At 58.7% G+C, this 25,258-nt stretch carries 28 protein-coding genes; 21 read left to right on the forward strand and 7 right to left on the reverse strand.

The window, feature by feature from the left end:
* The 3 genes from GOW40_RS02320 to GOW40_RS02330 are packed head-to-tail and all read left to right on the forward strand — an operon-like array spanning position 1 to position 2,785.
* On the forward strand, positions 1-1,374 hold the full coding sequence (locus GOW40_RS02320; protein WP_171128895.1) for an L-serine ammonia-lyase: 1,374 nt from the start codon (positions 1-3) through the stop codon (positions 1,372-1,374).
* Positions 1,375-1,406: 32 nt separating this feature from the next.
* Positions 1,407-1,823, forward strand: a complete 417-nt coding sequence (locus GOW40_RS02325) for a GFA family protein (protein WP_171128893.1) — start codon at positions 1,407-1,409, stop codon at positions 1,821-1,823.
* Between the two features lie 47 nt (positions 1,824-1,870).
* Positions 1,871-2,785 (forward strand): DMT family transporter, encoded by a 915-nt coding sequence (locus GOW40_RS02330; protein ID WP_171128891.1) that lies wholly within the window; start codon positions 1,871-1,873, stop codon positions 2,783-2,785.
* Here the strand turns inward: GOW40_RS02330 and GOW40_RS02335 are convergent.
* Positions 2,730-3,437: a thiamine diphosphokinase gene (locus GOW40_RS02335; protein ID WP_171128889.1), complete on the reverse strand. Its 708-nt coding sequence runs from the start codon at positions 3,435-3,437 to the stop codon at positions 2,730-2,732. The genes GOW40_RS02330 and GOW40_RS02335 overlap by 56 nt on opposite strands.
* Before the next feature lie 121 nt (positions 3,438-3,558).
* On the opposite strand from GOW40_RS02335, the gene GOW40_RS02340 reads away from it, so the two are divergent.
* Positions 3,559-5,346, forward strand: coding sequence for a hypothetical protein (locus GOW40_RS02340; protein WP_171128887.1), 1,788 nt, complete (start codon positions 3,559-3,561; stop codon positions 5,344-5,346).
* Between the two features lie 194 nt (positions 5,347-5,540).
* Here the strand turns inward: GOW40_RS02340 and GOW40_RS02345 are convergent, their stop codons facing one another.
* The 5 genes from GOW40_RS02345 to nthA all read right to left on the reverse strand — a co-directional run bounded on the left by GOW40_RS02345 (position 5,541) and on the right by nthA (position 8,811).
* Complete coding sequence (locus GOW40_RS02345; RefSeq protein ID WP_171098311.1) at positions 5,541-5,780, reverse strand: DUF2842 domain-containing protein; 240 nt, start codon at positions 5,778-5,780, stop codon at positions 5,541-5,543.
* Positions 5,780-7,075 (reverse strand): adenylosuccinate synthase, encoded by a 1,296-nt coding sequence (locus GOW40_RS02350; RefSeq protein WP_171098310.1) that lies wholly within the window; start codon positions 7,073-7,075, stop codon positions 5,780-5,782. Before GOW40_RS02350 ends, GOW40_RS02345 begins: the two co-directional genes overlap by 1 nt.
* Before the next feature lie 112 nt (positions 7,076-7,187).
* The gene (locus tag GOW40_RS02355) at positions 7,188-7,526 is read right to left on the reverse strand and encodes a nitrile hydratase accessory protein (RefSeq protein ID WP_171128885.1); all 339 of its coding nucleotides are present in this window, start codon (positions 7,524-7,526) and stop codon (positions 7,188-7,190) included.
* Positions 7,523-8,200 carry a nitrile hydratase subunit beta gene (nthB, locus tag GOW40_RS02360; protein WP_171128883.1) on the reverse strand — a complete coding sequence of 226 codons (678 nt, stop codon included), beginning with the start codon at positions 8,198-8,200 and terminating at the stop codon, positions 7,523-7,525. The genes GOW40_RS02355 and nthB overlap by 4 nt, the downstream gene beginning before the upstream one ends.
* Positions 8,197-8,811, reverse strand: a complete 615-nt coding sequence (gene nthA, locus GOW40_RS02365) for a nitrile hydratase subunit alpha (protein ID WP_171099237.1) — start codon at positions 8,809-8,811, stop codon at positions 8,197-8,199. The genes nthB and nthA overlap by 4 nt, the downstream gene beginning before the upstream one ends.
* Before the next feature lie 149 nt (positions 8,812-8,960).
* Between nthA and secG the strand changes: the two genes are divergently transcribed.
* The 12 genes from secG (at position 8,961) to GOW40_RS02425 (ending at position 18,193) form a co-directional block, all read left to right on the forward strand.
* Complete coding sequence (secG, locus tag GOW40_RS02370; protein ID WP_171098304.1) at positions 8,961-9,329, forward strand: preprotein translocase subunit SecG; 369 nt, start codon at positions 8,961-8,963, stop codon at positions 9,327-9,329.
* Positions 9,330-9,490: 161 nt separating this feature from the next.
* Entirely contained in the window at positions 9,491-11,134 is a 1,644-nt protein-coding gene (locus GOW40_RS02375; protein ID WP_171098302.1) for a CTP synthase, read from the forward strand.
* Between the two features lie 118 nt (positions 11,135-11,252).
* Positions 11,253-11,735: a bacterioferritin gene (locus tag GOW40_RS02380; RefSeq protein ID WP_171128881.1), complete on the forward strand. Its 483-nt coding sequence runs from the start codon at positions 11,253-11,255 to the stop codon at positions 11,733-11,735.
* A 63-nt stretch (positions 11,736-11,798) separates the two neighbouring features.
* Positions 11,799-12,575 (forward strand): isocitrate lyase/phosphoenolpyruvate mutase family protein, encoded by a 777-nt coding sequence (locus GOW40_RS02385; RefSeq protein ID WP_171128879.1) that lies wholly within the window; start codon positions 11,799-11,801, stop codon positions 12,573-12,575.
* Between the two features lie 68 nt (positions 12,576-12,643).
* Positions 12,644-12,937 carry a DUF1330 domain-containing protein gene (locus GOW40_RS02390; RefSeq protein ID WP_171128877.1) on the forward strand — a complete coding sequence of 98 codons (294 nt, stop codon included), beginning with the start codon at positions 12,644-12,646 and terminating at the stop codon, positions 12,935-12,937.
* A gap of 42 nt (positions 12,938-12,979) precedes the next feature.
* Positions 12,980-13,429 carry a TerB family tellurite resistance protein gene (locus GOW40_RS02395; protein ID WP_171099235.1) on the forward strand — a complete coding sequence of 150 codons (450 nt, stop codon included), beginning with the start codon at positions 12,980-12,982 and terminating at the stop codon, positions 13,427-13,429.
* Between the two features lie 20 nt (positions 13,430-13,449).
* Entirely contained in the window at positions 13,450-13,887 is a 438-nt protein-coding gene (locus tag GOW40_RS02400; protein WP_171128874.1) for a TerB family tellurite resistance protein, read from the forward strand.
* Between the two features lie 5 nt (positions 13,888-13,892).
* On the forward strand, positions 13,893-14,636 hold the full coding sequence (locus GOW40_RS02405; RefSeq protein WP_171130454.1) for a phosphate/phosphite/phosphonate ABC transporter substrate-binding protein: 744 nt from the start codon (positions 13,893-13,895) through the stop codon (positions 14,634-14,636).
* 128 nt (positions 14,637-14,764) lie between these two features.
* On the forward strand, positions 14,765-15,541 hold the full coding sequence (locus GOW40_RS02410) for an amino acid ABC transporter ATP-binding protein (protein WP_171128872.1): 777 nt from the start codon (positions 14,765-14,767) through the stop codon (positions 15,539-15,541).
* 32 nt (positions 15,542-15,573) lie between these two features.
* Positions 15,574-16,323: a transporter substrate-binding domain-containing protein gene (locus GOW40_RS02415; RefSeq protein WP_171098291.1), complete on the forward strand. Its 750-nt coding sequence runs from the start codon at positions 15,574-15,576 to the stop codon at positions 16,321-16,323.
* Between the two features lie 84 nt (positions 16,324-16,407).
* Positions 16,408-17,295 (forward strand): ABC transporter permease, encoded by an 888-nt coding sequence (locus tag GOW40_RS02420; protein ID WP_171098289.1) that lies wholly within the window; start codon positions 16,408-16,410, stop codon positions 17,293-17,295.
* A gap of 91 nt (positions 17,296-17,386) precedes the next feature.
* Positions 17,387-18,193 (forward strand): ABC transporter permease, encoded by an 807-nt coding sequence (locus GOW40_RS02425; protein WP_171128870.1) that lies wholly within the window; start codon positions 17,387-17,389, stop codon positions 18,191-18,193.
* Here the strand turns inward: GOW40_RS02425 and GOW40_RS02430 are convergent.
* Positions 18,190-18,999 (reverse strand): zinc-dependent peptidase, encoded by an 810-nt coding sequence (locus GOW40_RS02430; protein WP_171128868.1) that lies wholly within the window; start codon positions 18,997-18,999, stop codon positions 18,190-18,192. The two genes, GOW40_RS02425 and GOW40_RS02430, sit on opposite strands and share 4 nt — an antisense overlap.
* 145 nt (positions 19,000-19,144) lie before the next feature.
* Here GOW40_RS02430 and GOW40_RS02435 point away from each other — a divergent pair, with 145 nt between their 5' ends.
* From GOW40_RS02435 to GOW40_RS02455, 5 genes are all read left to right on the forward strand, one after another.
* Positions 19,145-20,464, forward strand: a complete 1,320-nt coding sequence (locus tag GOW40_RS02435) for a glutamine synthetase family protein (protein ID WP_171128866.1) — start codon at positions 19,145-19,147, stop codon at positions 20,462-20,464.
* Positions 20,465-20,522: 58 nt separating this feature from the next.
* Positions 20,523-21,203 (forward strand): type 1 glutamine amidotransferase, encoded by a 681-nt coding sequence (locus GOW40_RS02440; protein ID WP_171128865.1) that lies wholly within the window; start codon positions 20,523-20,525, stop codon positions 21,201-21,203.
* Positions 21,203-22,561 (forward strand): glutamine synthetase family protein, encoded by a 1,359-nt coding sequence (locus GOW40_RS02445; RefSeq protein WP_171128863.1) that lies wholly within the window; start codon positions 21,203-21,205, stop codon positions 22,559-22,561. Before GOW40_RS02440 ends, GOW40_RS02445 begins: the two co-directional genes overlap by 1 nt.
* A gap of 45 nt (positions 22,562-22,606) precedes the next feature.
* Positions 22,607-23,911 (forward strand): FAD-binding oxidoreductase, encoded by a 1,305-nt coding sequence (locus tag GOW40_RS02450; RefSeq protein ID WP_171128861.1) that lies wholly within the window; start codon positions 22,607-22,609, stop codon positions 23,909-23,911.
* 113 nt (positions 23,912-24,024) lie between these two features.
* On the forward strand, positions 24,025-25,239 hold the full coding sequence (locus GOW40_RS02455) for a DegT/DnrJ/EryC1/StrS aminotransferase family protein (protein ID WP_171128859.1): 1,215 nt from the start codon (positions 24,025-24,027) through the stop codon (positions 25,237-25,239).
* The last annotated feature ends 19 nt before the right edge of the window (positions 25,240-25,258 follow it).

Raw genomic sequence — 25,258 nt, forward strand, 5'->3', positions numbered from 1 at the left:
ATGTTCCTCTCTGTCTTCGACATGTTCAAAGTGGGCATTGGCCCGTCCTCGTCGCACACAATGGGCCCGATGGTGGCTGCTGCGCGCTTTCTCGATCTGATGCGTGCGTCACCGTTTGAATTCTCGGGCCTGCGCGGGTCGCTGCATGGGTCCCTGGCCTTTACCGGTGTGGGCCACGCCACCGACCGTGCCACCATTCTGGGGCTGGCAGGGTTTGTGCCCGACACCTACGACCACGAAAAGGCCGAAGCCACTCTGGCCGAGATTGCAAAGACACAGAGGGTTTCACCTGAAGGCCTGCCTGATCTGGCGTTTGACCCCAAAGCCGATTTGATCTTCGACTTCGACACCACCCTGCCCGGCCATGCCAATGGTATGATCCTGATGGCCACCGATGCGCAAGGCGATGTGATCTTGCGGCAGGTCTATTATTCCATCGGAGGTGGCTTTGTCCTGACCGAAGAGGAACTTGCCGAAGGTAAGGCAACCGAAGAAGGCGCGCCTATTCCCTTCCCGTTCAAGTCGGCGGTCGAAATGCTGGATATGGCCAGGTCCAGCGGCAAGTCGATTGCACAGATGAAGCGTGAGAATGAGATCTCGCGCGGGTGTTCCGAAAGCCTTGCCAAAGGGTCAGCCCGACTGTGGCAAGTCATGAACGATTGTATCGAGCGTGGCCTGACCACCGATGGCATCCTGCCCGGTGGGTTGAACGTGCGCCGCCGCGCCAAGGGCATTCACGATGCGCTGCAAGCCGAGCGGGGCATGAACCTGAACGCACCGCACACGATCAACGACTGGATGAGCGTCTATGCTATGGCGGTGAACGAGGAAAACGCCGCCGGTGGCCAGGTGGTGACCGCCCCCACCAATGGTGCGGCGGGCGTTTTGCCTGCGGTCCTGCGCTATTACCTTGATCACGTGCCCGGCGCCTCGGAAAGCCGGATCGAAGATTTCCTGCTGACGGCTGCGGCTATTGGCGGCTTGGTCAAGTTCAACGCCTCGATCTCGGGGGCTGAGGCCGGGTGTCAGGCCGAAGTTGGCAGCGCCGCGGCAATGGCTGCGGCTGGGCTGTGTGCCGTGATGGGCGGAACGCCAGAACAAGTTGAAAACGCAGCGGAAATCGCGCTGGAACATCATCTTGGCATGACCTGCGATCCGGTAGCGGGTTTGGTGCAGGTGCCCTGTATCGAGCGCAACGGGCTGGGCGCAATCAAGGCTGTGTCCGCCGCGTCATTGGCGCTACGCGGAGACGGGCAGCATTTTGTGCCACTGGATTCAGTGATCGAAACCATGCGCCAGACCGGGCATGACATGCATGAGAAATACAAGGAAACATCGCTGGGCGGGTTGGCCGTGAACGTGCCCAACTGCTGAGCGCAAGGGATAACGAAAAAAGGAGCCACTCAATGGAAGGTCGATGTCTATGCGGAGCGGTCCGCTATGCGGTTGAACCACCGGTTCTGTCCTGCGTGACCTGCCATTGTGACAGTTGCAGACGCCAATGCGCGGCCCCCATGACCACCTATTTTGCTGTGCGGGATGGCAAGTGGCGCTGGACCGGCGAAGCGCCAAAGCTGTTCCGCTCGTCTCCTGGTGTTGAACGCAGTTTCTGCCCGACTTGCGGCACACCGATCTCATTCCGCTCGACCGCCATGTCGGATGTCCTGCACCTCTATGTTGCAACGCTGTTAGACCCTGAGGCCTTGCGCCCGACCCTGCATGTCGCGTTCGAAGAGAAACTGAACAGGCTGGAGTTGAATGACGGTCTGCCGCATTGCATCGGTCCTGACTACACAAAATTTCAGCCCTTGCCTGAAAATTAGAGCTCATCCGCCTTTCCCCCAACCAAACAACCGTTTAGCGTCGCGCAATGACTCAGGATCGGCCGCTGATCGGCATCATGTTTATGCTTGGCTTTTGCCTGCTCGCCCCGATGGGTGATGCCTTGGCCAAGTTATTAGGGGAAACAACGCCCATCGGCCTTTTGGTTTTTGCCCGTTTTGCGGTGCAAGCATTGATCCTTGTTCCGATTGTCTATCTGACCAGGCGACCATGGCGGATGCGCGGGCGGATCTTTTGGCTGACCGCACTCAGGACAGCGCTGCAGATCGCAGGTCTTACCGCCATGTTCACGTCGCTCAAGTTTCTACCATTGGCCGATGCCGTGGCCATCGCATTTGTAATGCCCTTCATCTTGCTGCTCTTGGGCAATTACTTTCTGAATGAAGAGGTCGGCGCACGGCGTCTGATGGCTTGCGTTGTGGGTTTCATCGGCACCTTGATGGTCATTCAACCCAGCTTTGCCGAGGTGGGTGCGCCTGCCCTGCTGCCGCTTGTCGTCGCTGTAATCTTTGCGCTGTTCATGCTGGTTACGCGCCAAATCGCCAAGGAAACCGATCCGGTTTCACAACAGGCGGTGTCGGGCGCCATGGCTTCGGTTGTGCTTTTGCCGGTTTTGCTGATTGGCACACTGACAGAGACCTGGGATATTTCGCTGACCATCGCTCCCAACACGCCCCTCTGGCTCTTGGCAGGCATTGGCGTGATGGGCACATTGGCACATCTTTGCATGACCTGGTCGCTGCGGTATGCACCCTCGGCGACACTGGCCCCAATGCAATACCTGGAGATTCCGGTGGCCACCTTGTTCGGCTGGATCATATTCCACGATCTTCCCAACGGGCTGGCCGCGATTGGCATCCTCATCACTATGGCCGCAGGGTTCTATGTCATATGGAGGGAACGCTCCATCGCCCGCAGCGCCCTGACAGAAACAGCTGCATAACATCATCCAAAGCCGCACGCGGAAGCATCACCAACAGGCCCGGAGCATCCGTCTGTACATCGAGATCACCGGTGGCCCGGTTCGACGTGCCAATGCACCCATCCGGCGCAAGTGCCAGCCCGTCTATCGGCCATTCCAGACCCTGACTGCGCCCGGACACCGGTCGCATCGGAAACAGCGACACCGTCTCTCCCGCTTTCAGCGGCACTGACAGACGCGGTGGCGCATGAAAAACGATCTCATGCGCGCCCAGCAAAATGCAGCCACTGTCGGGATAACGCACCAGCGTATTGAAGACCGCCAATTGATGATCCACGCGCGCGCCCAGAAACCCGATACCCAGGACGACGGGCGCAGAAATGCGAGTCAGTGCCTTCTCAAAATCCGTGCTGTCCTGTTCACGAATTGGAAACAAACGCTCGGGCGGGATTTGATCGCGATATCGCGTGTCCAACGAGTCGAAATCACCGATTACCGCGTCCGGAATACGCCCCGAATCGATTGCCCGTGCCGCACCGCCATCCGCCGCGACAACGGATTCGGCGCGGCTTAACGCCAATTCGACGTCTTGCGGGGCGATTTCACCCCCACCAAACAACGCTATTGGCCCGTTTGAGCTTACAATAACCTCAATTTTCGTAAGATTGACCATTTTTCCCGGTTTTGGACATATTGAGACCACAAAATGATAGGCTCATGGTCATAGTTTAGTGTCGAGGCCGTGCCACACGCGCGGTACAACGGCCCGTTAGTTTGTAAAGGACGTGCGTCTGATGGTACAGAACAACAAGGTATTGACCGTTTCTTACGGCACCTTCTCATGCACATTGGAAGGCTTTGACGACTCATTTGAAACAATGAAGGCGATTGCCGAGTACTTCCGTGACCTGGCGGCTGACGACCGCTATTTTGGGTCCGAACCTCCACAACCTGACGCCGCGATGCTGACCCGTATTGCCCAGCGCGAAGCATCGCGCCACGTCGAAGCCCGCCAAAGCGAGAGCGGACTGCTTTTGCGCGCGACCGAAAGCGAAACGGGTAATGCTGAGGATGGTGACAACGCCCCTGCTGCTGCGGCTCCAACCCTACCTGAATCTAGCCCTGTTCCCACGCCTGCCCCCGCAGTCGACTTTCAAGACGAGCCTCCGGCAGACAGCATTGCTGCAAAACTGCAGCGTATCCGCGCCGTCGTTTCACATTCGGATCAGACCCCTGCCACAGACGCGGGCGGTGAAGATGTGGATACCGGTTATATCGAACCCAAAAAGCCGCAATATGACGCAATTTCTGCCGCGTTCGCCTCTGGTGCTCTCGATCCTTCGGATTTGGAAGCTGAGACTTCCGACAGCGCCGAAAATGAACCTGCGGAGGACGACGATTGGCCGGAAGCCGACCGTCAGCAGCGTGAACTGGACGCTGTAGTCGCAGAGTATGAAGCCCATCGTCCGAAAACAGTTGCACCTGAGGTTAAGGCCGAACCCCAGCCTCAAGAATTCGCTGAGGAATTGCCCACAACACCGACGGAGCCGGGCAATCTCGACGCGGACTTTGACACCGAAGAAGAACCCGCCGATATGGAGCCGGTTTTCGACAGTTCGGTTATCGAAGAAGCCGCTGCAATGCTGGCGCGTGATTCCGATGCGGGTCAAGACGACACCACGGATCAAGCTGCTGTCAGTGCCGATCACGTCGTTGAAAGCAGCGAGCCACTGCACATACCGGAAGATTCCAGCGAACGTCAAACCTCAGCGACATCGCACACGCCAGAGCAGTCGGATGAAGAAGAGGATCAGCGCAACGTCCTGGACGCGGATGATGAAGCCGACCTGTTGGAAGAGATTTCACTGATCGAAGCTGAAATGGCGGCACGCCCGACCCCGCCAGAGGACGCCCCAGAAGAAGACACCCGCACCGAAGACGTCTCACGTCTGATGGATACGGCGGATGAACGGATGGAAGACCCGGAAACAAGCGGACAGCGTGAAGCTTATTCGCATCTGCGTACAGCCGTGGCTGCGACCGAAGCAGAAAGACAAGCTGATCCGAACGCGAACCAAGGCTCACCAGACGAAGAGTACAGAGGCGATCTGGCCTCGGTGGTGAGCCCGCGTCGCCCCGAAGTCAAGGTCACCAGCAAACGCCCAAATGCGGATGCCGCGTCTCCGCTGAAACTGGTAGCTGAACAGCGTGTGGACGCCGCGCCAGAGAGGAACGAAGACGAGACATTGGCGCAGCACAGCAGCGCATCTCAGCCACTTGCTGGCGAAGAAGAAGGTGGATTCGCAACCTTCGCGCAAGAACAAGGCGCGCAATCCCTGCCCGATCTTCTTGAGGCAGCCGCCGCCTATCTGTCGTTCATCGAAGGTCAGGAACAGTTTTCGCGCCCGCAACTGATGAACAAGGTGCGTTCGCTGAAACAAGACAGCTTTGACCGAGAAGAAAGCTTGCGTTCATTCGGTCAATTGCTGCGGGACGGAAAGATCGAAAAAGCCGGTGGCGGTCGCTTTGCCGCGTCAACGGATATCGGCTTTCGCCCGGACGACGAACGCGCGGCCGGGTAAGCACACCGGCCTGCGTTAGAAATTACCCCTCGTAAACTAGGCCAGAGTTATGCTCTGGCCTTTTTTCCCTCCACCGGGGTTGCGTTGACGTCTAACCAAACCTGAACCTACCGCTTGTAGGTGCTCTGTTAGAGAAAGCGGCATAGCGCGGACCATCTGGTCCTTCGGTGATCGTCCTTCGAGAGGCAACCGAACTATTGGTCGTGATCAGGGTCTTCCTTGCCGACACCGCGAAAGACGAATTTGAACGGCAAGGCCCAGAGCACACCCAAGACCACATAGACGACAAACTCCAACCAGATCGGTGGACGATCAAGCCAATTCACCACGGTAACCACCGCGACAATGTAAAGCGGCAAGCCGACGAGCAGCAAAACCAGCGACCAGCGCCGCCTGGCTTTGTAGCTGAGGCCGGGTTTCTGCTGATCCGCCATCAATCTGCAAACGGGTCGGTCACCAGAATGGTGTCATCCCGCTCCGGGCTGGTGGACAACAGCGCCACCGGGCATTCGATCAGCTCTTCGACCCTGCGCACATATTTGATCGCGTTCGCTGGCAAATCGGCCCAGCTGCGCGCGCCCTCGGTGGATTCGCTCCACCCCGGCATTTCTTCATAGATCGGCGTGCAGCGCGCTTGCTGATCTGCCGCGGTGGGAAGGTAATCCAGCCGCGCGCCGTCCAGCATGTACCCGGTACAGATCTTCAGCGTATCAAACCCGTCAAGCACGTCCAGCTTGGTCAGAGATATCCCGTTGACCCCGCTGGTGGCGCAGGTCTGGCGCACAAGGCAGGCGTCAAACCAGCCGCAGCGGCGCTTGCGCCCGGTGGTGGTGCCAAACTCATGGCCTCGTTCGCCCAGGCGCTGCCCGTCAGCATCTTCCAGCTCGGTCGGAAACGGCCCCTCGCCCACGCGCGTGGTATAGGCTTTCACAATGCCAAGAACGAAATCAATCGAGCCCGGGCCGATCCCCACGCCGGTGGCCGCCTGACCCGCAATCACATTGGACGAGGTGACAAAGGGATAAGTGCCAAAGTCGATGTCCAAAAGCGCGCCCTGCGCCCCTTCGAACAGAATACGTTTTCCGGCCTTGCGCTTTTCGTTCAGCACTTTCCACACTGGTGCCGCAAAGGGCAAAATCTCGGCCGCAATCTCTTTGAGCTGGGCGATCAGTGCGTCGCGATCCACCGGATCAATCCCCAAACCTTTGCGCAGCGGGTCGTGATGTTGCAAAGCGCGGTCCACCCGCGCCTCCAGCGTGGCTTCATCCGCAAGATCGGCCACCCGAACCGAGCGGCGCCCCACCTTGTCTTCATAAGCCGGACCAATCCCGCGACCGGTGGTCCCGATCTTGGTGCCCTTGCTGGCCGCCTCTTCGCGCGCCCGGTCCAACTCGCCGTGAATTGGCAGGATCAACGGTGTGTTTTCCGCGATCATCAGCGTCTCGGGCGTGATCTCGACGCCCTGCGCGCGGATCGTTCCAATCTCTTTGATCAGATGCCACGGGTCCAGAACAACGCCATTGCCGATCACGCTCAGCTTGCCACCGCGCACCACGCCCGAGGGCAGCGCGTGCAGCTTGTAGACCTCCTTATCGATGACCAGAGTGTGCCCGGCATTGTGACCGCCCTGAAAACGCGCAATCACATCCGCCCGCTCGCTGAGCCAGTCGACGATCTTGCCTTTTCCTTCGTCACCCCATTGGGCGCCGACAACAACCACGTTGGCCATACCCGATCCTTTTCACTCTGAGGACTCAAACTCGGCTCGTATAACGAGGCTCTGTGAACAGGGAAACCGATATTTCGCCGCAGCCCTGAAATGGCGCAGAGGCAAATTGCCCTTACCTGCGCTGAGGCAATCGCACCGGTTGTCCATGTGGTGTGGTCAGGTAGGCATCTTCCCAGGCCGACTGTACATCGGCAACGTCACCGGGCAGCGCCGCGCCCTGTTCCGCCAGAAACACCTCGAGCGTCTCAAGCCAGGCGTGAAAATAGTCATCGCCGCCGTCCAGGTCGCGGCTCAGCCCATTTCGCTTGAGCGTCTCGGAAAACCGCGCGGCCCATTCGGGCCAGGCGAACCGCCCTGCCTCGTTCAACGCAACAGTCACCGCAAAGACCTGAGCGTGCCAGGGTTCGGCAAATACCGGTTCCGGCGCGGCTATTTCGGCGCAATCGCTCATGCGGGCTCCAGATAGCTTTGCCACAGATCCAAGACGACCTCGTCTTTGGGATGTTCTGGGTTTACCCAAAGCTCCGAGGCTGCGAAGGCCACCGCATAGAGCGGTTCGGGTGCTTCGCCCAGATCATGAGCGCTGGAATCCGGCAGCACATGGGATCCGTGCACGCGCAGAATGCGTCCCTTGGCACCTGCTGCGTAGATCGGCAAGCGTGTATGGCCACCGTCGACCAGCCGATTGCCAGCAGGGCGCGCGGTGACAACCTCTTGCCCAATCGTAAAACGCTGCGCGATATTCGAGGGGCGATCTGCGGGCCCGCCTTTGGCCAGTGCAGTGGCCACAGCTTCGGCTCGCAACATTTTGTCCGCCAGCGGGTGCGGGCCATACTCACCCGCCCCCGTTAAATCATCCAAGGTCAGAACGCCACGATCGACCAACAGGCCGGCCAGACCAGCAAGCCATTTCTCATAGTATGAAAAGCGCGTGTAGTCCTTGGGGGAAAGACATTCGCGCGCGTGGCGCGATACATCAATATTCCATTGCCCCAGGAACCCTGCCGCCAGAGTGACAGCCAGCGCCCGGCCATGCCAGTCTTCGGCAAATACAGGCGCGTATTCGGGTTCGAGGTTGATCGGCCCGTCACCGAAGCGTCCACCCATGTCATGCACCCGAGTCATGCCGGCACCTTGGGCAAGCCGGTGCCGATCATGCTGTCGCGCGTGACCAGAGCGGATAGCGCCTCTTCGTCCAGCGCCTCTGTGCCCTCCGGGCGCATGGGCAAGACGAGATAGCGCACTTCAGCGGTTGAATCCCATACGCGCACTGATGAGGTTTCGGGCAGGCTGACGCCAAACTCGGCCAGAACCTTGCGCGGCTCGCGCACCGCACGGGCTCGGTAGGCGTCGGATTTGTACCAACCCGGTGGGATGCCAAGCAGAGGCCAAGGATAGCAGCTGCACAGGGTACAGACGACCATGTTGTGCTGTTCGGGCGTGTTTTCGACCACCACCATATGCTCGCCCTGACGCCCGTAATAGCCCAGATCGGCCACCACTGGTGTGGCATCTTCCAGCAGCGCGGCCTTGAAGTCTGGGTCGGTCCAAGCTTTGGCAACAACACGGGCACCGTTCTGGGGCCCAATCTTGTTCTGATAGGTATCGATGATTTCGTCCAGTGCAGCCGGATCGATCAGCCCTTTGCGGGTCAGGATCGTCTCAAGCGCTTTGACGCGCAAAGCGGGCTCAGGCGGCAACAGGGCGTGCGGGTGGTCGTGACTGTCATGTGGCATGGCCGCAACCTGCGCCGGATGAATCGCTCTGTCCAGTCCCTTTGCTGTGATATGATACATCAACGCAAATGATGCGAAGTCGTGACTTGCCCCCGATGGCAAACTTGCATAAGTACCACGCGATACACGCCACGCTGTACAGGACCACTATGGAAAACGTCGTTCTTATCATCCACCTTCTCTTGGCTTTGGGCCTGATCGCCGTCGTGCTGATGCAGCGGTCCGAGGGCGGTGGTCTTGGCATGGGCGGAGGCGGCGGTGGCGGTGCCATGACAGGTCGCGCTGCGGCAACGGCATTGGGTAAGGTGACCTGGATCCTGGCGGCCTGCTTTATCGTCACGTCGATCACGCTGACCATTCTGGCAGCGCAAAAATCTTCCAGCGGCTCGGTTATTGACCGTTTGGGCGTTCCGGCACCGGCTTCGGCCGAAGACAGCACACCTGCGGTTCCGTCGGCGGATGACCTGCTGCCACCGGCGTCGGGCGACAATGCGCCACTGATCCCTCAGGCCGACTAAGCCACTAAACCTAGAAACTCGACAGAGAACTGCAACAGCATCTTGCGGTTCTCTTGCGCTATGGGCGCGAATCCTTTATACGTGAAGTCCCGTGATGCAGCGGTTTTTCTTGAACCGCCGGGCAGCTGATTTTGACGTCTCACGGGAGCTAGCCGAACAACATGGCGCGTTTTATTTTCATCACCGGTGGTGTGGTTTCATCCTTGGGAAAAGGGCTGGCTTCGGCGGCTTTGGGCGCTTTGTTGCAGGCCCGGGGATATTCCGTACGCCTGCGCAAGCTTGACCCCTACCTGAACGTCGATCCCGGCACCATGTCGCCCTTTGAGCATGGCGAAGTATTCGTCACCGATGACGGGGCCGAGACGGATCTGGATCTGGGTCACTACGAACGTTTCACCGGCGTGGCCGCGCGCAAGACCGACTCGGTCAGTTCCGGGCGGATCTATTCGAATGTGCTCGAGAAAGAGCGCCGCGGCGACTATCTGGGCAAGACCATTCAGGTGATCCCGCATGTCACCAATGAGATCAAAGATTTCATCGCCATCGGCGAGGATGAGGTTGATTTCATGCTGTGTGAAATCGGTGGCACCGTGGGCGATATCGAGGGCCTGCCCTTTTTCGAAGCCATCCGCCAGTTCAGCCAGGACAAGCCGCGCGGGCAGTGCATCTTTATGCATCTGACCCTGCTGCCTTACATCAAGGCTTCGGGCGAGTTGAAAACCAAGCCCACCCAGCACTCGGTGAAAGAGCTGCGCTCAATCGGTTTGGCACCGGATATTCTGGTTTGCCGATCCGAGGGGCCGATCCCAACCAAGGAACGCGAAAAGCTGGCCCTCTTCTGTAACGTGCGCCCCGACAGCGTGATCGCCGCGCAGGATCTTTCGACAATCTATGACGCCCCACTGGCCTATCACCGCGAAGGGCTGGATCAGGCAGTTCTGGACGCGTTCCAGATCAGCCCGGCCCCCAAGCCCGATCTGGCCAAGTGGGAAGACGTGAGTGACCGCATCCACAATGCCGAAGGCGAGGTGAAAGTCGCGATTGTGGGTAAATACACGCAGTTGGAAGACGCCTATAAGTCGATTGCCGAAGCGCTGACCCATGGCGGCATGGCCAATCGGGTCAAGGTCAAAGTCGAATGGGTCGATGCCGAAATCTTTGACACCGAAGACGCCGCACCTCATCTGGAAGGCTATCACGCCATCCTCGTCCCCGGCGGTTTTGGCGAGCGTGGCACGGAAGGCAAGATCAAGGCAGCGCAATATGCGCGCGAGCATAAAGTGCCCTATCTGGGCATCTGTCTGGGCATGCAGATGGCGGTGATCGAAGCTGCGCGCAATGCGGCGGGCATAACGGAGGCCGGATCAGAGGAATTTGACCATGAGGCCGGGAAAAAGCGTTTCGAACCAGTAGTTTACCACCTGAAAGAATGGGTTCAGGGCAACCACAAGGTCGAGCGCAAAGTGGGTGACGACAAGGGCGGTACCATGCGGCTGGGCGCCTATAACGCGGTTCTGGCCGAGGGCTCCAAAGTGGCGGATGTCTATGGCAACACCCAGATCGAGGAACGGCACCGCCACCGGTATGAGGTGGACATCAAATACCGCGACAAGTTGGAAAAAGCCGGTTTGAACTTCTCGGGCATGTCGCCCGATGGTCGCCTGCCAGAAATCGTCGAGTGGTCGGATCACCCTTGGTTCATCGGGGTGCAATATCACCCTGAACTGAAATCCAAGCCGTTTGATCCCCATCCGCTGTTTCGCGACTTTGTGCGGGCAGCGAAAGACAGCTCGCGCCTGGTCTGATCGTACTCTGTTTGCGCAAGCGCATTGCTTTGACCGATGCGACCCCCTAAGTCTTTGAACAAGCAGACCTGCCCCTTTGGGCTGGTCAGGCTTGGATCAGAGACTTGGGAGTGTTCAGATGAGCAACGCGACAACGATCACCAATCTTCAACAAGCGCTTCGGATGGAGATGACGGCGGCCCATCAGTATCAGTTGCATGCGCATGTGCTGGATGATTGGGGCCTTGATATTCTGGCCGAGAAGATGCGCGGTGAAATGCAAGAAGAGATGGGGCATTCGGACGTCTTTATCGAGCGCATCCTGTTTCTGGGCGGCACCCCGCAGCTTGAACTTCAGAAAAGCCCCGCAGCGGCTGAAAGCCTTGAGCAGATGTTCTCTTCGGACCTCAAGGACGAGACGGAAGCCGTTGATTTCTATACCCAAGCGGCGGCACAGGCTGCTGAAGTGGGCGATGTGGGATCGCGCACCCTGTTCGAGCGGATCTTGCTGGAAGAGGAAGGCCATAAATCCTGGCTAGAGACCGAGCTTTCATTGCTGAAACGGCTGGGAGAGGCGACTTTCAGCGCGCGTTACGTTTCGGGCAGCGCGAGCAGCGAATAGGCAGGCCAACGCATATGCTGCGTCTTACAGTGATCCAACGGCGATTTTTGAAGGAACGATCTCATGACTGACCAAGTTCAACGCGCCGAGGCATTCGCCGCGCTCCATCAGAAAGGTGATCCTGTAATCCTGTACAACATCTGGGATTCAGGCAGCGCCGGAGCCGTGCGCGACGCAGGTGCCAAGGCCATCGCGACGGGCAGCGCACCAGTTGCGATGGCCCAAGGATTTTCGGACGGTCAAAACCTGCCCTTGGACTTTGCACTGGACAATGTGCGCCGGATTGTCGAGGCGGTCGATCTGCCCGTGACACTGGATTTCGAGGGCGGCTATGCCGAAGTTCCCTCAGACATCGCACTGAACGCCAAAAAAGCACTGGCCACGGGTGTAGTGGGCTTTAACTTTGAAGATCAGATCGTTGGAACGAAAGAGCTTTACGAGACAGAGATTCAAGCCGCCCGTGTCGCTGCGCTGCGCGAAACCTGTGACGCTACAGGCGTTCCGGCCTTTATCAACGCGCGGACTGATATTTTCCTCAAAGCGCATCCCGATACCCATGATGAGGCGATGCTGACTGATGCCATCCTGCGGGCCCAGGCCTATGCGGATGCAGGTGCCAGCGGCTTTTTCGCACCCGGTCTGCGGGATAAGGTAATGATTGGCAAGCTGTGTGACGCCACAGAGCTGCCGGTCAATGTCATTGCTCTGCCCGGTACACCGGATAATGTGACACTGGCAAAACTGGGCGTCGCCCGGATCAGCTATGGCCCTGTGCCCTATCGCGAGATGTTGGGATGGCTGAAAGCCAAGGCCGAAACAGCGCTGCAATCCGCCGGTTGATCAATCCGCCATTGCAATTTCGATCTGATCCTCGCACCCTGCGGCCTCAACCTCAGGAGGATTGCACCTTGGCCAAAGGGTATTGGGTTGCACATGTCGATATCGACGACATGGACGTCTATAAAAACTACATCGCTGCCAATGCTGCGCCATTTGCAGAATATGGTGGGAAATTTCTGGTCCGCGCCGGTGATAGAACAATTGCAGAAGGCACCGCCCGCGCGCGGACAGTTGTCATCGAGTTCGACAGCTATGAACAGGCGCTGGCCTGCTATCAAAGCGAGGGATATCAAAAGGCCAAGGCCCTGCGCGACCCGATCTCGACCGGCGATCTTGTGATCATCCAAGGCTATGACGGATAGCGGGAACTTGGCGCTTATCAAAATATCGAATAAACTATGCCCATGTTGAAAAAGCTCTTTCAGGCGTTTCGACCGCCACAGCATGACATGCTGCCTGATCCCGATGCCGAACTGGCGCTTGGGGCGTTGATGGTGCGCGTGGCACAGGCGGATCGGGATTATAAACTTGAAGAGATCAGCCTGATCGACCGCATACTGGCGCGTCTTTACCAGCATAACGCGATAGAGGCCGCAAAAGTGCGCGCCACCTGCGAAAAGCTTCATGCCGCAGCACCCGAAACCGATACGTTCGGCAAGTTGATCCGCGAAACAACGGGCGAGGCCGAACGTCTGGCCGCAATGGAAGCGCTGTGGGAAGTGGTGCTGGCCGACGGCGTATCAGACGAAGGTGAGATCAAGATCGTGGAAGAGGCCCGCGCGGCCATGGGCCTGAGCTTTAACGACAGTCAGGCAGCGCGCGCGCGGGTACAAAGCCGCTTGGAAGCCTTATAGGTCGGGACTATATCAAACCCATGTTCAAAGATCTTCTGTCCCGGCTGACACAGCCCGAACCCGATCCGCTGGCTGACGACGATGCCCGCCTGGCCCTTACGGCCTTGCTGGTGCGCATTGCCCGGTCGGACAATGATTATGCCGACACCGAAATGGCTCGGATCGATCGGATTTCGGCTGAACGTTACGGGCTGTCCCCGTTCGAGGCTGCCGCCTTGCGCGCCCGCGCCGAAGACCTGGAGGCCGAAGCTCCCGACACGGTCCGCTTTACACGCGCTATCAAAGAGGCGGTTGCCTATGATGACCGCCTATCCGTAGTGCAGGCCATGTGGTCGGTAGCGCTGGCCGATGGCCAACGCAGCGGAGAAGAGGATTCGCTGCTGCGGCTTGTGGTCAGCCTGCTGGGCGTCAGCGACGTGGATTCCGCGCGGGCCCGACAGAAGGCTGCCCAAGCGTGACGGCAATGCTGGGCATGTATGACATGCCCGCCCTCCAGCCCGCCAATGATCGGTTTTGGACCTTGATTCGTGATCATCTTGGGTTTGGCGCGCCAAGGCTGACCCGGGATCGCGATTTTTGGGAGATCTGGCAGGACCCGGATCTGGTCTTTGCACAAACTTGTGGAATGCCCTATCGCACGAAGCTGCATGATACAGTTCAGCTCGTGGGTACGCCGGACTATGGCCTGCCCGGATGCCCGCCCGGCTATTACCGTTCGATTTTTGTGGCGCGTGCGAAGGACAACAGGCCTCTGTCCGAACTGGTTCGCGAGTGTTTTGCCTATAACGAGCCGTTGTCACAATCTGGCTGGTCCGCACCAATCACGCATTTATCTGAACTGGGTCTGAGCCCCGACACGTTATTGCAAACAGGCGCACACGCGGCTTCGGCGCAGTCTGTTGCCAGCGGTCAAGCGGATCTGGCGTCGCTTGACCTTCTGACCTGGTTGCTGCTGCGCGAACACACGGATTTGGGGGAAGTTCTGCGCGAGGTAGAGCTTACCACACCAACCCCTGCACTGCCCTACATTACTTCGAATACACGGGACGCTGCGCAGCTCAACTCTGCCCTTGGCAAAGCGGTTTCAGACCTTGCACCGCAGGACCGCTCAGCGCTGCACCTCCGGGGACTGGTGGACATTCCGGCCGAGCACTATTTGCGCGTTCCGACACCGCCATCACCGCAGGCGCTTTTGCACAAGAGCTGACCATTTCGGCAATTCCCTTTGGTCAATTTGGCAGTATCCGCCCCGGATTCTGTGTTTTGCTCATTGCATTGGTGGCTTTTTTCAGTCCAAGTAGCGCATCAAAACCGTTCACAACAACAGGACCGCCCGTGACAGACTCCACGCCCGTCATCGAGATCAAGAACCTGCACAAAAGCTTCGGCAATCTCGAAGTGCTCAAGGGAGTGGATATTACGGCCCATCGCGGCGACGTCGTTTCGCTGATTGGATCTTCAGGATCGGGCAAGTCCACGCTGCTACGGTGCTGCAACTTGCTGGAAGACAGCCAGCAGGGCGAAATTCTGTTCAAAGGTGAACCGGTTCAGTGGGCTGGCAGCGGGCATAGTCGCCGTCCGGCAGATGCCAAGCAGGTGATGCGCATTCGAACCAACCTGTCGATGGTGTTTCAGCAATTCAACCTGTGGGCCCATATGACCATCCTGCAAAACGTCATGGAGGCTCCGATCACCGTTCTGGGCCGCGACAAGGCCGAGGTTGAGGACAGCGCGCGGAAGTATCTGGAAAAAGTCGGTATCGGCGACAAGTGCGATGTCTATCCAGCACAATTGTCCGGTGGTCAGCAACAGCGCGCCGCCATCGCGCGCGGCCTGTGCATGGAGCCCGAGGCCTTGTTGTTCGATGAGCCGACCTCGGCCCTCGACCCCGAACTGGAACAGGAAGTGATCCGCGTGATCAAGGATCTGGCTGCCGAGGGGCGCACCATGATTATCGTGACCCATGACATGAAAATGGCCGCCGATATTTCAAGCCACGTGGTGTTCCTGCACCAGGGTCTGATCGAGGAAGAAGGCCTGCCCGAAGACATTTTCACTGCCCCTGAATCCGAAAGGCTTCAGGGTTTTCTTTCCGCCACTCAGGCGGCTTAATCAAAATCAGAACCAAAAAAGGGGAGTAACTCATGAAAAACCTGATTCTGACCACCGCGGCACTCGCGCTGACTGCGGGCATCGCCATGGCCGACACCGTGCGCATGGGCACCGAGGGTGCCTACCCTCCGTATAACTTCATCAACGACGCTGGCGAGATCGACGGGTTCGAGCGTGAAGTGGGTGATGAGCTGTGCAAACGCGCCGGACTGGAATGCGAATGGGTCAAGAACGACTGGGATTCGATCATTCCGAACCTGGTATCGGGCAACTACGACACCATTATCGCGGGCATGTCGATCACGGACGAGCGTGACGAGGTTATCGACTTTACCCAGAACTACTATCCGCCCACAGCCTCGGCCTATGTCGCCGCATCGGAAGGCGTTGATGTGACCGGTGGTATCGTTGCGGCCCAAACCGCAACCATCCAGGCGGGTTACGTGGCCGAATCCGGCGCGACGCTGGTCGAATTCGCAACACCTGAAGAAACCATTGCCGCAGTGCGCAATGGTGAAGCAGATGCGGTTCTGGCCGACCGTGACTATCTGGCGCCGCTGGTCGAGGAATCGGGCGGCGAACTGGTCTTTGTTGGCGATCCGGTCCCACTGGGTGGTGGTGTCGGCATGGGCCTGCGCGAAAGTGACGGCGAACTGCGCGGCAAGTTCGACGAAGCCATCACCTCGATGAAGGCTGACGGCTCTCTGAACGAGATGTTGATCAAGTGGTTCGGTGAAGGCACCGCGACCTATGGCACCGACGGCTCGGTTGTAACCAACTAAGCCATATCTCTACGGCTCGGCACCTGATCGGGGTGCCGGGCCGACCCCGGCCCCGGACCGGACCTGACGCTCGAAAGACGCCATATGTTTTCCTATTGCGCTGATCCCGAAACGCTAAGCACATTCTTTTGGTTTTCGTGCTATCTGACCAATGGCGTCCACTGGTCGTTTTATCTGTCTTTCCTGAAAGTGTTGGGCCTGCTGGCGGTCACCGCTCCGGTTGCGCTCAGCTTTGGTTTTGCAGGCGCCATGGCGGCCCGGTCACAATTCCTGCCCCTCAGCTGGCTGGGCAAGGCCTATATCGCCGTCGTGCGCGGTGTGCCCGACATCGCCTTCTTTCTGTTTTTTGTCATCGCACTGGATCAGGGATTCGAGTGGATCCGGCACAAGGTGCTGTGCCCCGAGTGGACCGATCCGATCCGTCAGGGCAATGATTTTCTGGTCTGCCAATCGGCCAAACTGCCATTGGGCACCGCGCCCGAATGGGTGCATGAAACCTATGGCTTTGCGCTTGCGGTAATCACTTTTTCCATCGTCTTCGGCGCATTTGCCGCCAACGTCCTGTTTGGTGGCATGCGCGCCGTGCCCCATGCGCAGCTAGAGACGGCCGAGGCTTACGGCATGACCCGCCGCCAGACTTTCTGGCGCATCCTCGTACCACAGATGTGGGTCTATGCCCTGCCCGGCCTCAGCAACCTTTGGATGGTGCTGATCAAGGCCACGCCGCTTCTGTTCTTGCTGGGGATCGAAGACATTGTCTATTGGGCGCGCGAGTTGGGTGGCACCAAAACCTCGCGCTTTACCGACTATCCACATGGCGATTGGCGCATGTGGTACTTCCTGTTCCTGCTGATCTTCTATCTGGGCATGACCCGCGTCTCGGAAATCGGGCTCGAGAGGTTGATGCGGCGCTTGTCCCACGGTCAGGCCACATCAGGCGGAGAGCTTCTGCGCAAGGAGACCACAGCATGACCCGCCTGTTGCGCGACCTCTTCTGCATGCCGCGCCCAGTTGCTGCGCGACCACTGCCGCGCACCCGCGCTCTTTTCCAAGGAGCCCGCGCATGAGCTGCATCCAGACCATTCAGGACTACGCGCTCCGGTCCATCGGCTTCGGCGAACGGCTGCTTCCCAAAACAGACTTCACCCTGTGCGAGCATTTTACGCTGATCGGCTCGGGCATGATCTGGAATATCTATTTCGGGATCATGGCCATGGTAACCGGCTTCTTTCTGGCCACCGCATTGGCGGTCGGAAAAGCCTCGCCAAACAAATGGCTGCGCAAACCGGCCGAGTGGTTCATCTTCCTGTTCCGTGGATCGCCGCTCTTTATCCAGTTCTTCTTTGCCTATTTCTTCTTCCTGTCGTTGAAGAAGGCCTATCCGATGTTCGACGCCTTTACCTCGGCCTGGTTGGGGGCGCTGATCGTCTTGTTTCTGAACACATCCGCCTATTCGGGTGAGATCTTCTATGGTGCGCTGCGCTCGATCCCCAAAGGCGATATCGAGGCCGCCGACGCCTATGGCATGACCGGTTGGGCGCGGTTTCGCAGGATTGTCTGGCCCACCATGCTGCGTCTGGCCTGGCCAGCTTATACCAATGAGGCGATCTTTGTGTTCCAGTCGACCACGCTGGTCTTTTTCTCGGCCTTCCCGGCCTGGCAGCAACGGGGAGACGCGCTGTATTATGCAAGCTATTTCGCGGACAAGACGTTCAATCCGTTCATCCCCTACCCGATCCTGGCCTTCTATTTCATCCTGCTCACACTTGTCATCGTCTGGGGTTTTGGCCGGGTCAACAAACGTCTGAACCGTCACCTGCCCGCAGCCCATCGCAGCAAAATGCGCTTTCGCCTGAACCTGGCGCGCTAAGCCCAGTCCACGGGGTTCAGCCTAAAGAGCTTGGACAACTGAACGTACACATCCGGCACCGCCTGTTTCAGCGCGCGCGGGCGTTCAAAGAACACCTCGACGGATACGGCGAAAAACTCTTCATGCCCGGCGGCGCCATATGGATCGATCACCGTGGGATGGCCATGTTCCACCGCCTGAACATGCGCGTCATAGGCGGTCAGAAAGACCTTTTCCCATTCGGCAAAGCTTTGCCCCGCGCTCAGGATCGGGACACCGTTGGTGCCGCCTGACAGATCATCAATCTGATGCGCGAACTCGTGCAGCACCACATTATGCCCATCATGGTCATCCAAAGCGCCCTGTTTGCTATGCGCCCAGGACAGGATAACCGGACCCCGATCCCAGCTTTCACCGGTGCGGATGATTTCCTTTTCGGTCACCACATAACCCGAATGCCGCTGCTGCTTGGATTTGAACGCGTTGGGATAGATCAGGATCGTTGTCAGATTGTCATACCAAAGATCGCTGTTGATCACGAGCAGACAGGCCTGGGCGGCAATCGACAGCTCCATCTCTTCCGTCACCTCCAACCCATCGCATCCGTAAAAGCTGACCTGATTGCGAAACAGGTTCACCTTGCCGTCCAGCTTATTGCGTAAACCTGCGGGCAACCTTCGGATGATCGGCACCATCCGCTCGATCGTGTCACGCTCGTCCTCGGACAAGGCTGTGGCCAACAGCGCCGCGCGTTTGGATTGTTTTGACCAATACCGAAAGGCCAGAATACCGGCGACCAATAGAAGGAGTGAGAAGAATATAACCATCGCCACCCAATATATGGTGCAAGCTTCGCGGCACAATTGCTTTAACGTTTCGCACCGTTTGCTGCAGAATTAAGAATTTGATCAAATTCCGTGACAAGGGCCGCAAGCTGAATTACACCTACCCCAGACTAGGAACGGAGCCCCCATGGACCTGAGTGCCCTGCACACATTTCGCGTCGCCGCCTGTGATCTGAACGGCGTGCCCCGTGGTAAACGCGTCCCGTCCAGCTATGCCGAGAAACTGGACAAAGGCGCGGTGCGCCTGCCGTTCTCGGCCCTGAATGTCGATCTTTGGGGGGCGGATATCGCAGATAGCCCGCTGGTGTTTGAAACCGGTGACGCGGATGGTGTGCTGCGCCCGACCGAACGGGGGCCGGTGCCGGTGCCGTGGCTGGACACTCCGACCGCATTGGTTCCGATGAGCCTGTTTGACGATGATGGCACTCCGTTTTCCGGAGATCCCCGCCATGCGCTGCAATCGGTTCTGGACCGCTATGCACAGCGTGGATGGTCAGTTGTCGCGGCAACCGAGCTTGAGTTCACACTGCTTGACGCGTCAGGTGACCGCCCTCGCCCACCCATCAACCCGGTAACGGGTCGGCGACTTGCCGGCGAAGCGGTTTTATCGATGTCAGAACTGGACGCGTTTGATGCGTTTTTCAACGCGCTCTATGATGGCTGCGCGGCCATGGGCATTCCGGCGCAAACCGCAATCTCGGAAAGTGGCGTCGGCCAGTTCGAGATCAACCTGAACCATCAGGACGCGATGCGCTGTGCTGACGATACATGGCTTTTCAAGATGTTGACCCGAGGACTGGCGCGCAAACACGGGTTTGCCGCAAGCTTCATGGCCAAGCCATATCGCGACGACGCGGGCAATGGGATGCATGTACACTTTTCGGTCAAAGACAAGACGGGCAAAAACATCTTTGATGACGGAAGCCCGCAAGGTTCAGACCTACTTCGCGCTGCTGTGGCGGGATGTCTGGCGGCAATGCCCGCCAGTACATTGATCTTCGCACCCTTCGGCAATTCTTATGACCGGCTTGTACCGGGCGCGCATGCGCCCACCGGGGCAAGCTGGGCCTATGATAACAGAACCGCTGCGCTGCGGATCCCCGGTGGCGCGCCTGTTGCACGTCGCATCGAAAACCGCGTTGCGGGTGGGGACACCAACCCCTATCTGATGCTGGCTGCCGTCTTGGGCGCCGCTTTGGTGGGGATCGAAGACAATATGCAACCGCCGCCCCCGGTTTCCGGCAATGCCTACGAGGTCAAGGGCTTGCCGCAGCTGGCCGCCGATTGGCCGCAGGCCATTGCTGCCTTCGAATCGGACCCTTTGATGGCTCGGGTTTTGCCAACTGATCTGATCCGCAATTTCTGCCTGACCAAGCGTCAGGAAATCGCCCGCTTCGCGGATCGCTCAAAAGACGAACATTGGCTCAGCTATCTCGATTCTGTATGACCCCCTTGTCCGCCCCGAGTTCCGGCCTTAGGATAAATTTGATCAAATTTGGTGACCTATGAAAATTGGCATCCTTCTGACCGGCCATCCGCCTGACGAACTGCTCAACGAGTTCGGTGAATACGACACCATGTTCAGCACATTGCTGGAAGGCAATGGGTTCGACTATGTCTCGTTTGCCGTGGTCGACGGGGAATTCCCTGCAAGCCCCGAGGCTGCCGATGGCTGGATCATCACCGGGTCGCGCCACGGAGCTTATGAAGATCTGCCCTGGATCCCGCCGCTAGAGGATCTGATCCGGGCCATTCAACGCAGCGGGCGACCGCTGATCGGTGTGTGCTTTGGGCACCAGATCATTGCGCAGGCGCTTGGCGGCACGGTCGAGAAATTCCGCGAAGGTTGGGCCGTTGGTCGCACGGAATATCAGCTGAACGGCGAAACCGTGGCGTTGAACGCATGGCATCAGGATCAGGTCACCAAGCTGCCCGAGGGCGCCAAGGTTTTGGGTTCGAATGCGTTTTGCCGCAATGCGGTGGTAGCTTACGGGGACACGATCTGGACGGTGCAACCGCACCCGGAACATACTGATGGGTTTCAGCGCGGATTGATCGAAACACGCGGCAAAGGCGCGATACCGGACCCGCTTTTGGACTCGGCAACCACGCGCATGGGCAGCCACGATGACAACAAGCGCATCGCCCAATTCATGGCTGACTTCTTGAAGAAAGAGAGGGCCTGATGGCCGACTGGAAAGACGAGCTGCCGCAAGCGGCACAAACCTATATCGAAGGTCAGCGTCTGGATGAGGTCGAGTGCATCATCTCGGACCTGCCAGGCATCGCGCGCGGCAAGGCCGTGCCCGCATCGAAATTCGCCAAACAGGCCTATTTCCACCTGCCGGACAGCATCTTTTACCAAACCATCACCGGCGATTGGGGAGAGGCCGCGGGCGAGGATGGGTTCATTGAACGCGACATGATCCTCAAGCCCGATTTCTCGACCGCATCCGCCGCGCCCTGGACCGGGGACTGGACCTTGCAGGTGATCCATGACGCCTATGACCGCGACGAAAACCCGATCCCTTTCAGCCCACGTAACGTGCTGAAACGCGTTGTGCAGCTCTATCATGACAAAGGCTGGAAGCCGGTTGTCGCGCCCGAGATGGAGTTCTTTCTGGTCGCCCCGAATGTCGACCCCGCGCAGGGCATCAAGCCGATGATGGGGCGCTCAGGCCGACCGGCAGCCGCGCGGCAGGCCTATTCGATGACGGCGGTGGACGAGTTTGGCCCGGTGATCGACGATATCTATGATTTCGCCGAGCACCAGGGTTTCGAGATCGACGGCATCACCCAGGAAGGCGGTGCAGGTCAGCTTGAGATAAATCTGCGTCACGGCAATCCGGTGAAACTGGCGGATGAAGTGTTCTATTTCAAACGCCTGATCCGCGAGGCCGCCTTACGGCACAACTGCTTTGCCACCTTTATGGCCAAACCCATTGCGGATGAGCCGGGATCGGCGATGCACATTCACCACTCGATCACCGATCTGGAGACCGGGCAGAACATCTTCTCGGGCCCGCAAGGTGGCGAGACGGATGCGTTCTATAACTTCATCGCCGGGCTGCAAAACCATCTGCCCGCTGGGCTGGCCGTGATGGCGCCATATGTAAATTCCTATCGCCGCTATGTGAAAGACCATGCGGCACCGATCAATCTGGAATGGGCGCGCGACAACCGCACAACCGGGATCCGGGTGCCCCTGTCGGGGCCGGACAGCCGCAGGGTTGAAAACCGCATCGCCGGGATGGACTGTAACCCCTATCTGGGCATCGCTGTCTCGCTGGCTTGCGGGTATTTGGGCATGGTCAATCAGGAACGCCCGCGCCGCCAGTTCTATGGCGATGCCTATGATGGCGACGGGGACATCCCCCAGGTCATGGGCAGCGCTTTGGATCTGTTTGATGAGGCCGAAGCGCTCCACCAGGTTCTGGGCCCTGAATTCGCGCGTGTTTATGGCATCGTCAAACGTGCCGAGTATGAGGAGTTCCTTCAGGTAATTTCACCTTGGGAACGGGAGCATCTGTTGCTGAATGTCTGAGCTTTTGGGGCTGTTCGGGATTTCCGTATTTGGAACGAGAAGAAGATGAATCTGCTCTATTCCAACGACCGTAGGGGCGAATATCCGGGCAGCTGGTACGCGGCCACGGCCAACCCAATGGAGCGGTTTCCGGCGCTTGAGGAAGATCTGAAAGCGGATGTGTGCATCGTGGGTGGCGGCTATACCGGCCTGTCGGCGGCGCTGCATCTGGCCGAGGCCGGGATGGATGTTGTGCTGCTTGAGGCGCACCGGGTCGGGTTTGGTGCCTCGGGTCGCAATGGCGGCCAGTTGGGCAGCGCGCAGCGGATGGATCAGGAAGATCTGGAAAAGCTGGTCGGCGACGATGACGCTGCAAAGCTTTGGGATTTGGCCGAGGATGCGAAAGAGTTGGTCAAATCGCTGATCGCGAAGCACCAGATCGCATGTGACCTGAAACCGGGCGTGGCGGTTCTGGGCCTCAACCGTAGCGAGCAGCAAGAGTTGCACGATCACGCGGCGCATTTGTCGGACCGCTATGGCTATGACCAGATGGAACTGCTGGACGCGGCGGGTGGCCATGACCTCTGCCCCTCGCCCGCCTATTGTGGCGGATATCTGGATCGGGGTGCTGCGCATCTGCATCCGCTGAACTACGCGCTGGGTCTGGCAAAAGCTGCGGCTGCGACGGGCGTGCGGATCTTTGAAAGCACCGAGGTCACCGGTCTGGAGGAAACCGATCCGGCCATCGTGCGAACAGCGAAGGGCCAGGTGAAAGCCGCTCATGTGATCCTGGCCTGCAATGGCTATCTGGGCGCGTTGCAGGGCCAGGTGGCGACGCGGGTCATGCCGATCAACAATTTCATCGCGGCAACCGAGCCTTTGGGCGCCGAGGCCGCGCGGGTTCTGACCCAGGACGTGGCTGTTGCCGACACCAAGTTTGTTGTGAACTATTTCCGCCTCAGCGCCGATAACCGTCTTTTGTTTGGGGGTGGTGAAAGCTATGGCTATCGTTTTCCCGCTGACATCGCGGCGAAAGTGCGCAAACCCATGAGTGAGATCTTTCCGCATTTGAGCGACGTAAAGATCGACTATGCCTGGGGCGGGACGTTGGCCATTACCATGCGACGTATGCCCTATATGGCCCGGGTTGGCAGGAACATCCTGTCGGCCTCGGGCTATTCGGGCCACGGTGTCGGCACGGCAACCCATGCAGGTCAATTGATGGCGCTGGCCATTCGGGGTCAGGCCGAAGGGTTTGATACCATGGCCCGCGTGCCCGCCCTGCCCTTTCCCGGCGGCGCGGCGCTGCGCAGCCCGCTTTTGGCACTGGCGATGACCTGGTACGCGCTGCGCGACCGTTTGGGCGTCTGATCCCCTAAAACTACGACAGTTTGGTGAAATTTTGCCGAGTGGCAGAATGAACACTTGGTTTGACAGTCCCGTTACTTTATATTTCCAAATAATAGAATTTGGGAAAATCAAATATGACGCTTCCTCCTAACGTCCACGACGCCGAACCGATCCCTCCCGCAGCCCGAGATGCCATTGACGCCCTGATGCAATCAGGCGACCTGTTTCGCTATACCGCGCCGCAAGATGCGCCGGTTGCCCTGCTTGAGGCGGAATTTGCGGCCCTTTTGGGAACCAAATACGCGCTGGCGGTCTCTTCCTGCTCGGCTGCGCTGTTCCTGTCGCTCAAGGCGTTGGGTCTGCCGCGGGACGCGCGGGTGCTGATCCCCGGATTTACCTTTGCCGCTGTCCCGTCCTCGGTCGTACATGCGGAATGCATTCCGGTCTTGTGCGAGGTCGGTGAAAACTATCGCATCGATATCACGGATTTCGCGGCCAAGCTGGACGATGTTCAAGCGGTGATCATCAGCCACATGCGAGGCCATACCTCGGATATGGACGCAATCATGGAACTGTGCAACGCGCGCGGTATTCCGGTGGTCGAAGATGCGGCCCATTCGCTTGGCACAACCTGGCACGGGCGCAATATCGGCACGATTGGCAAGGTCGGGTGTTTCTCATTCCAGTCCTACAAGATGATCAATGCGGGCGAAGGTGGCATCCTGATCACGGATGATGCGGATCTTGTTGCCCGCGCGGTGATCATGTCGGGCGCTTACGAGCATAACTGGAAAAAACACAAAGGCCCGCAGGGCGACAATACGTCGGATCTGGTAGAAGCCTTTGCCCGCTGGCAGAACCAGTTGCCGCTTTATAACCTGCGGATGAGCAATCTGAGCGCGGCAGTTATCCGCCCACAGATCCCGGAGCTTGCGCGGCGTGTGAAAGACGGGTTGGTGAACCACGACTATGTGGCCGGACGCCTGAACAGCTCGCCCTATATCAACGTGCCTGCCCCGCTGGCCCCAGAACGGCGCGCACCTGATTCCATTCAGTTCAACCTGGTTGGGCTGAGCGAAGCCGAAACACGCGAATTTGCCGCTGCCGCCGAGGCGCGCGGCGTCAAGGTTCAGGTGTTTGGCCTGAGCGAAGATAACGCGCGGGCGTTCTGGAACTGGCAATTCCTGCCCGAGCAGTTCGACCTGCCCCAGACCCGCGCCATGCTGATGAAAGCGTGCGATGTGCGCCTGCCGGTCCGTCTGACACGGGAAGAGCTGGACGTAATCGCCGACATCCTGCTGGCTGCCGTGGCTGATGTGACAACGCCTGCGCAGGCCTTTGGCACCTGACAGCCCGAGCTTTTTAAGT

It is taken from the genome of Ruegeria sp. HKCCA6707 (genome assembly GCF_013033515.1).
Classification (GTDB): domain Bacteria; phylum Pseudomonadota; class Alphaproteobacteria; order Rhodobacterales; family Rhodobacteraceae; genus Ruegeria.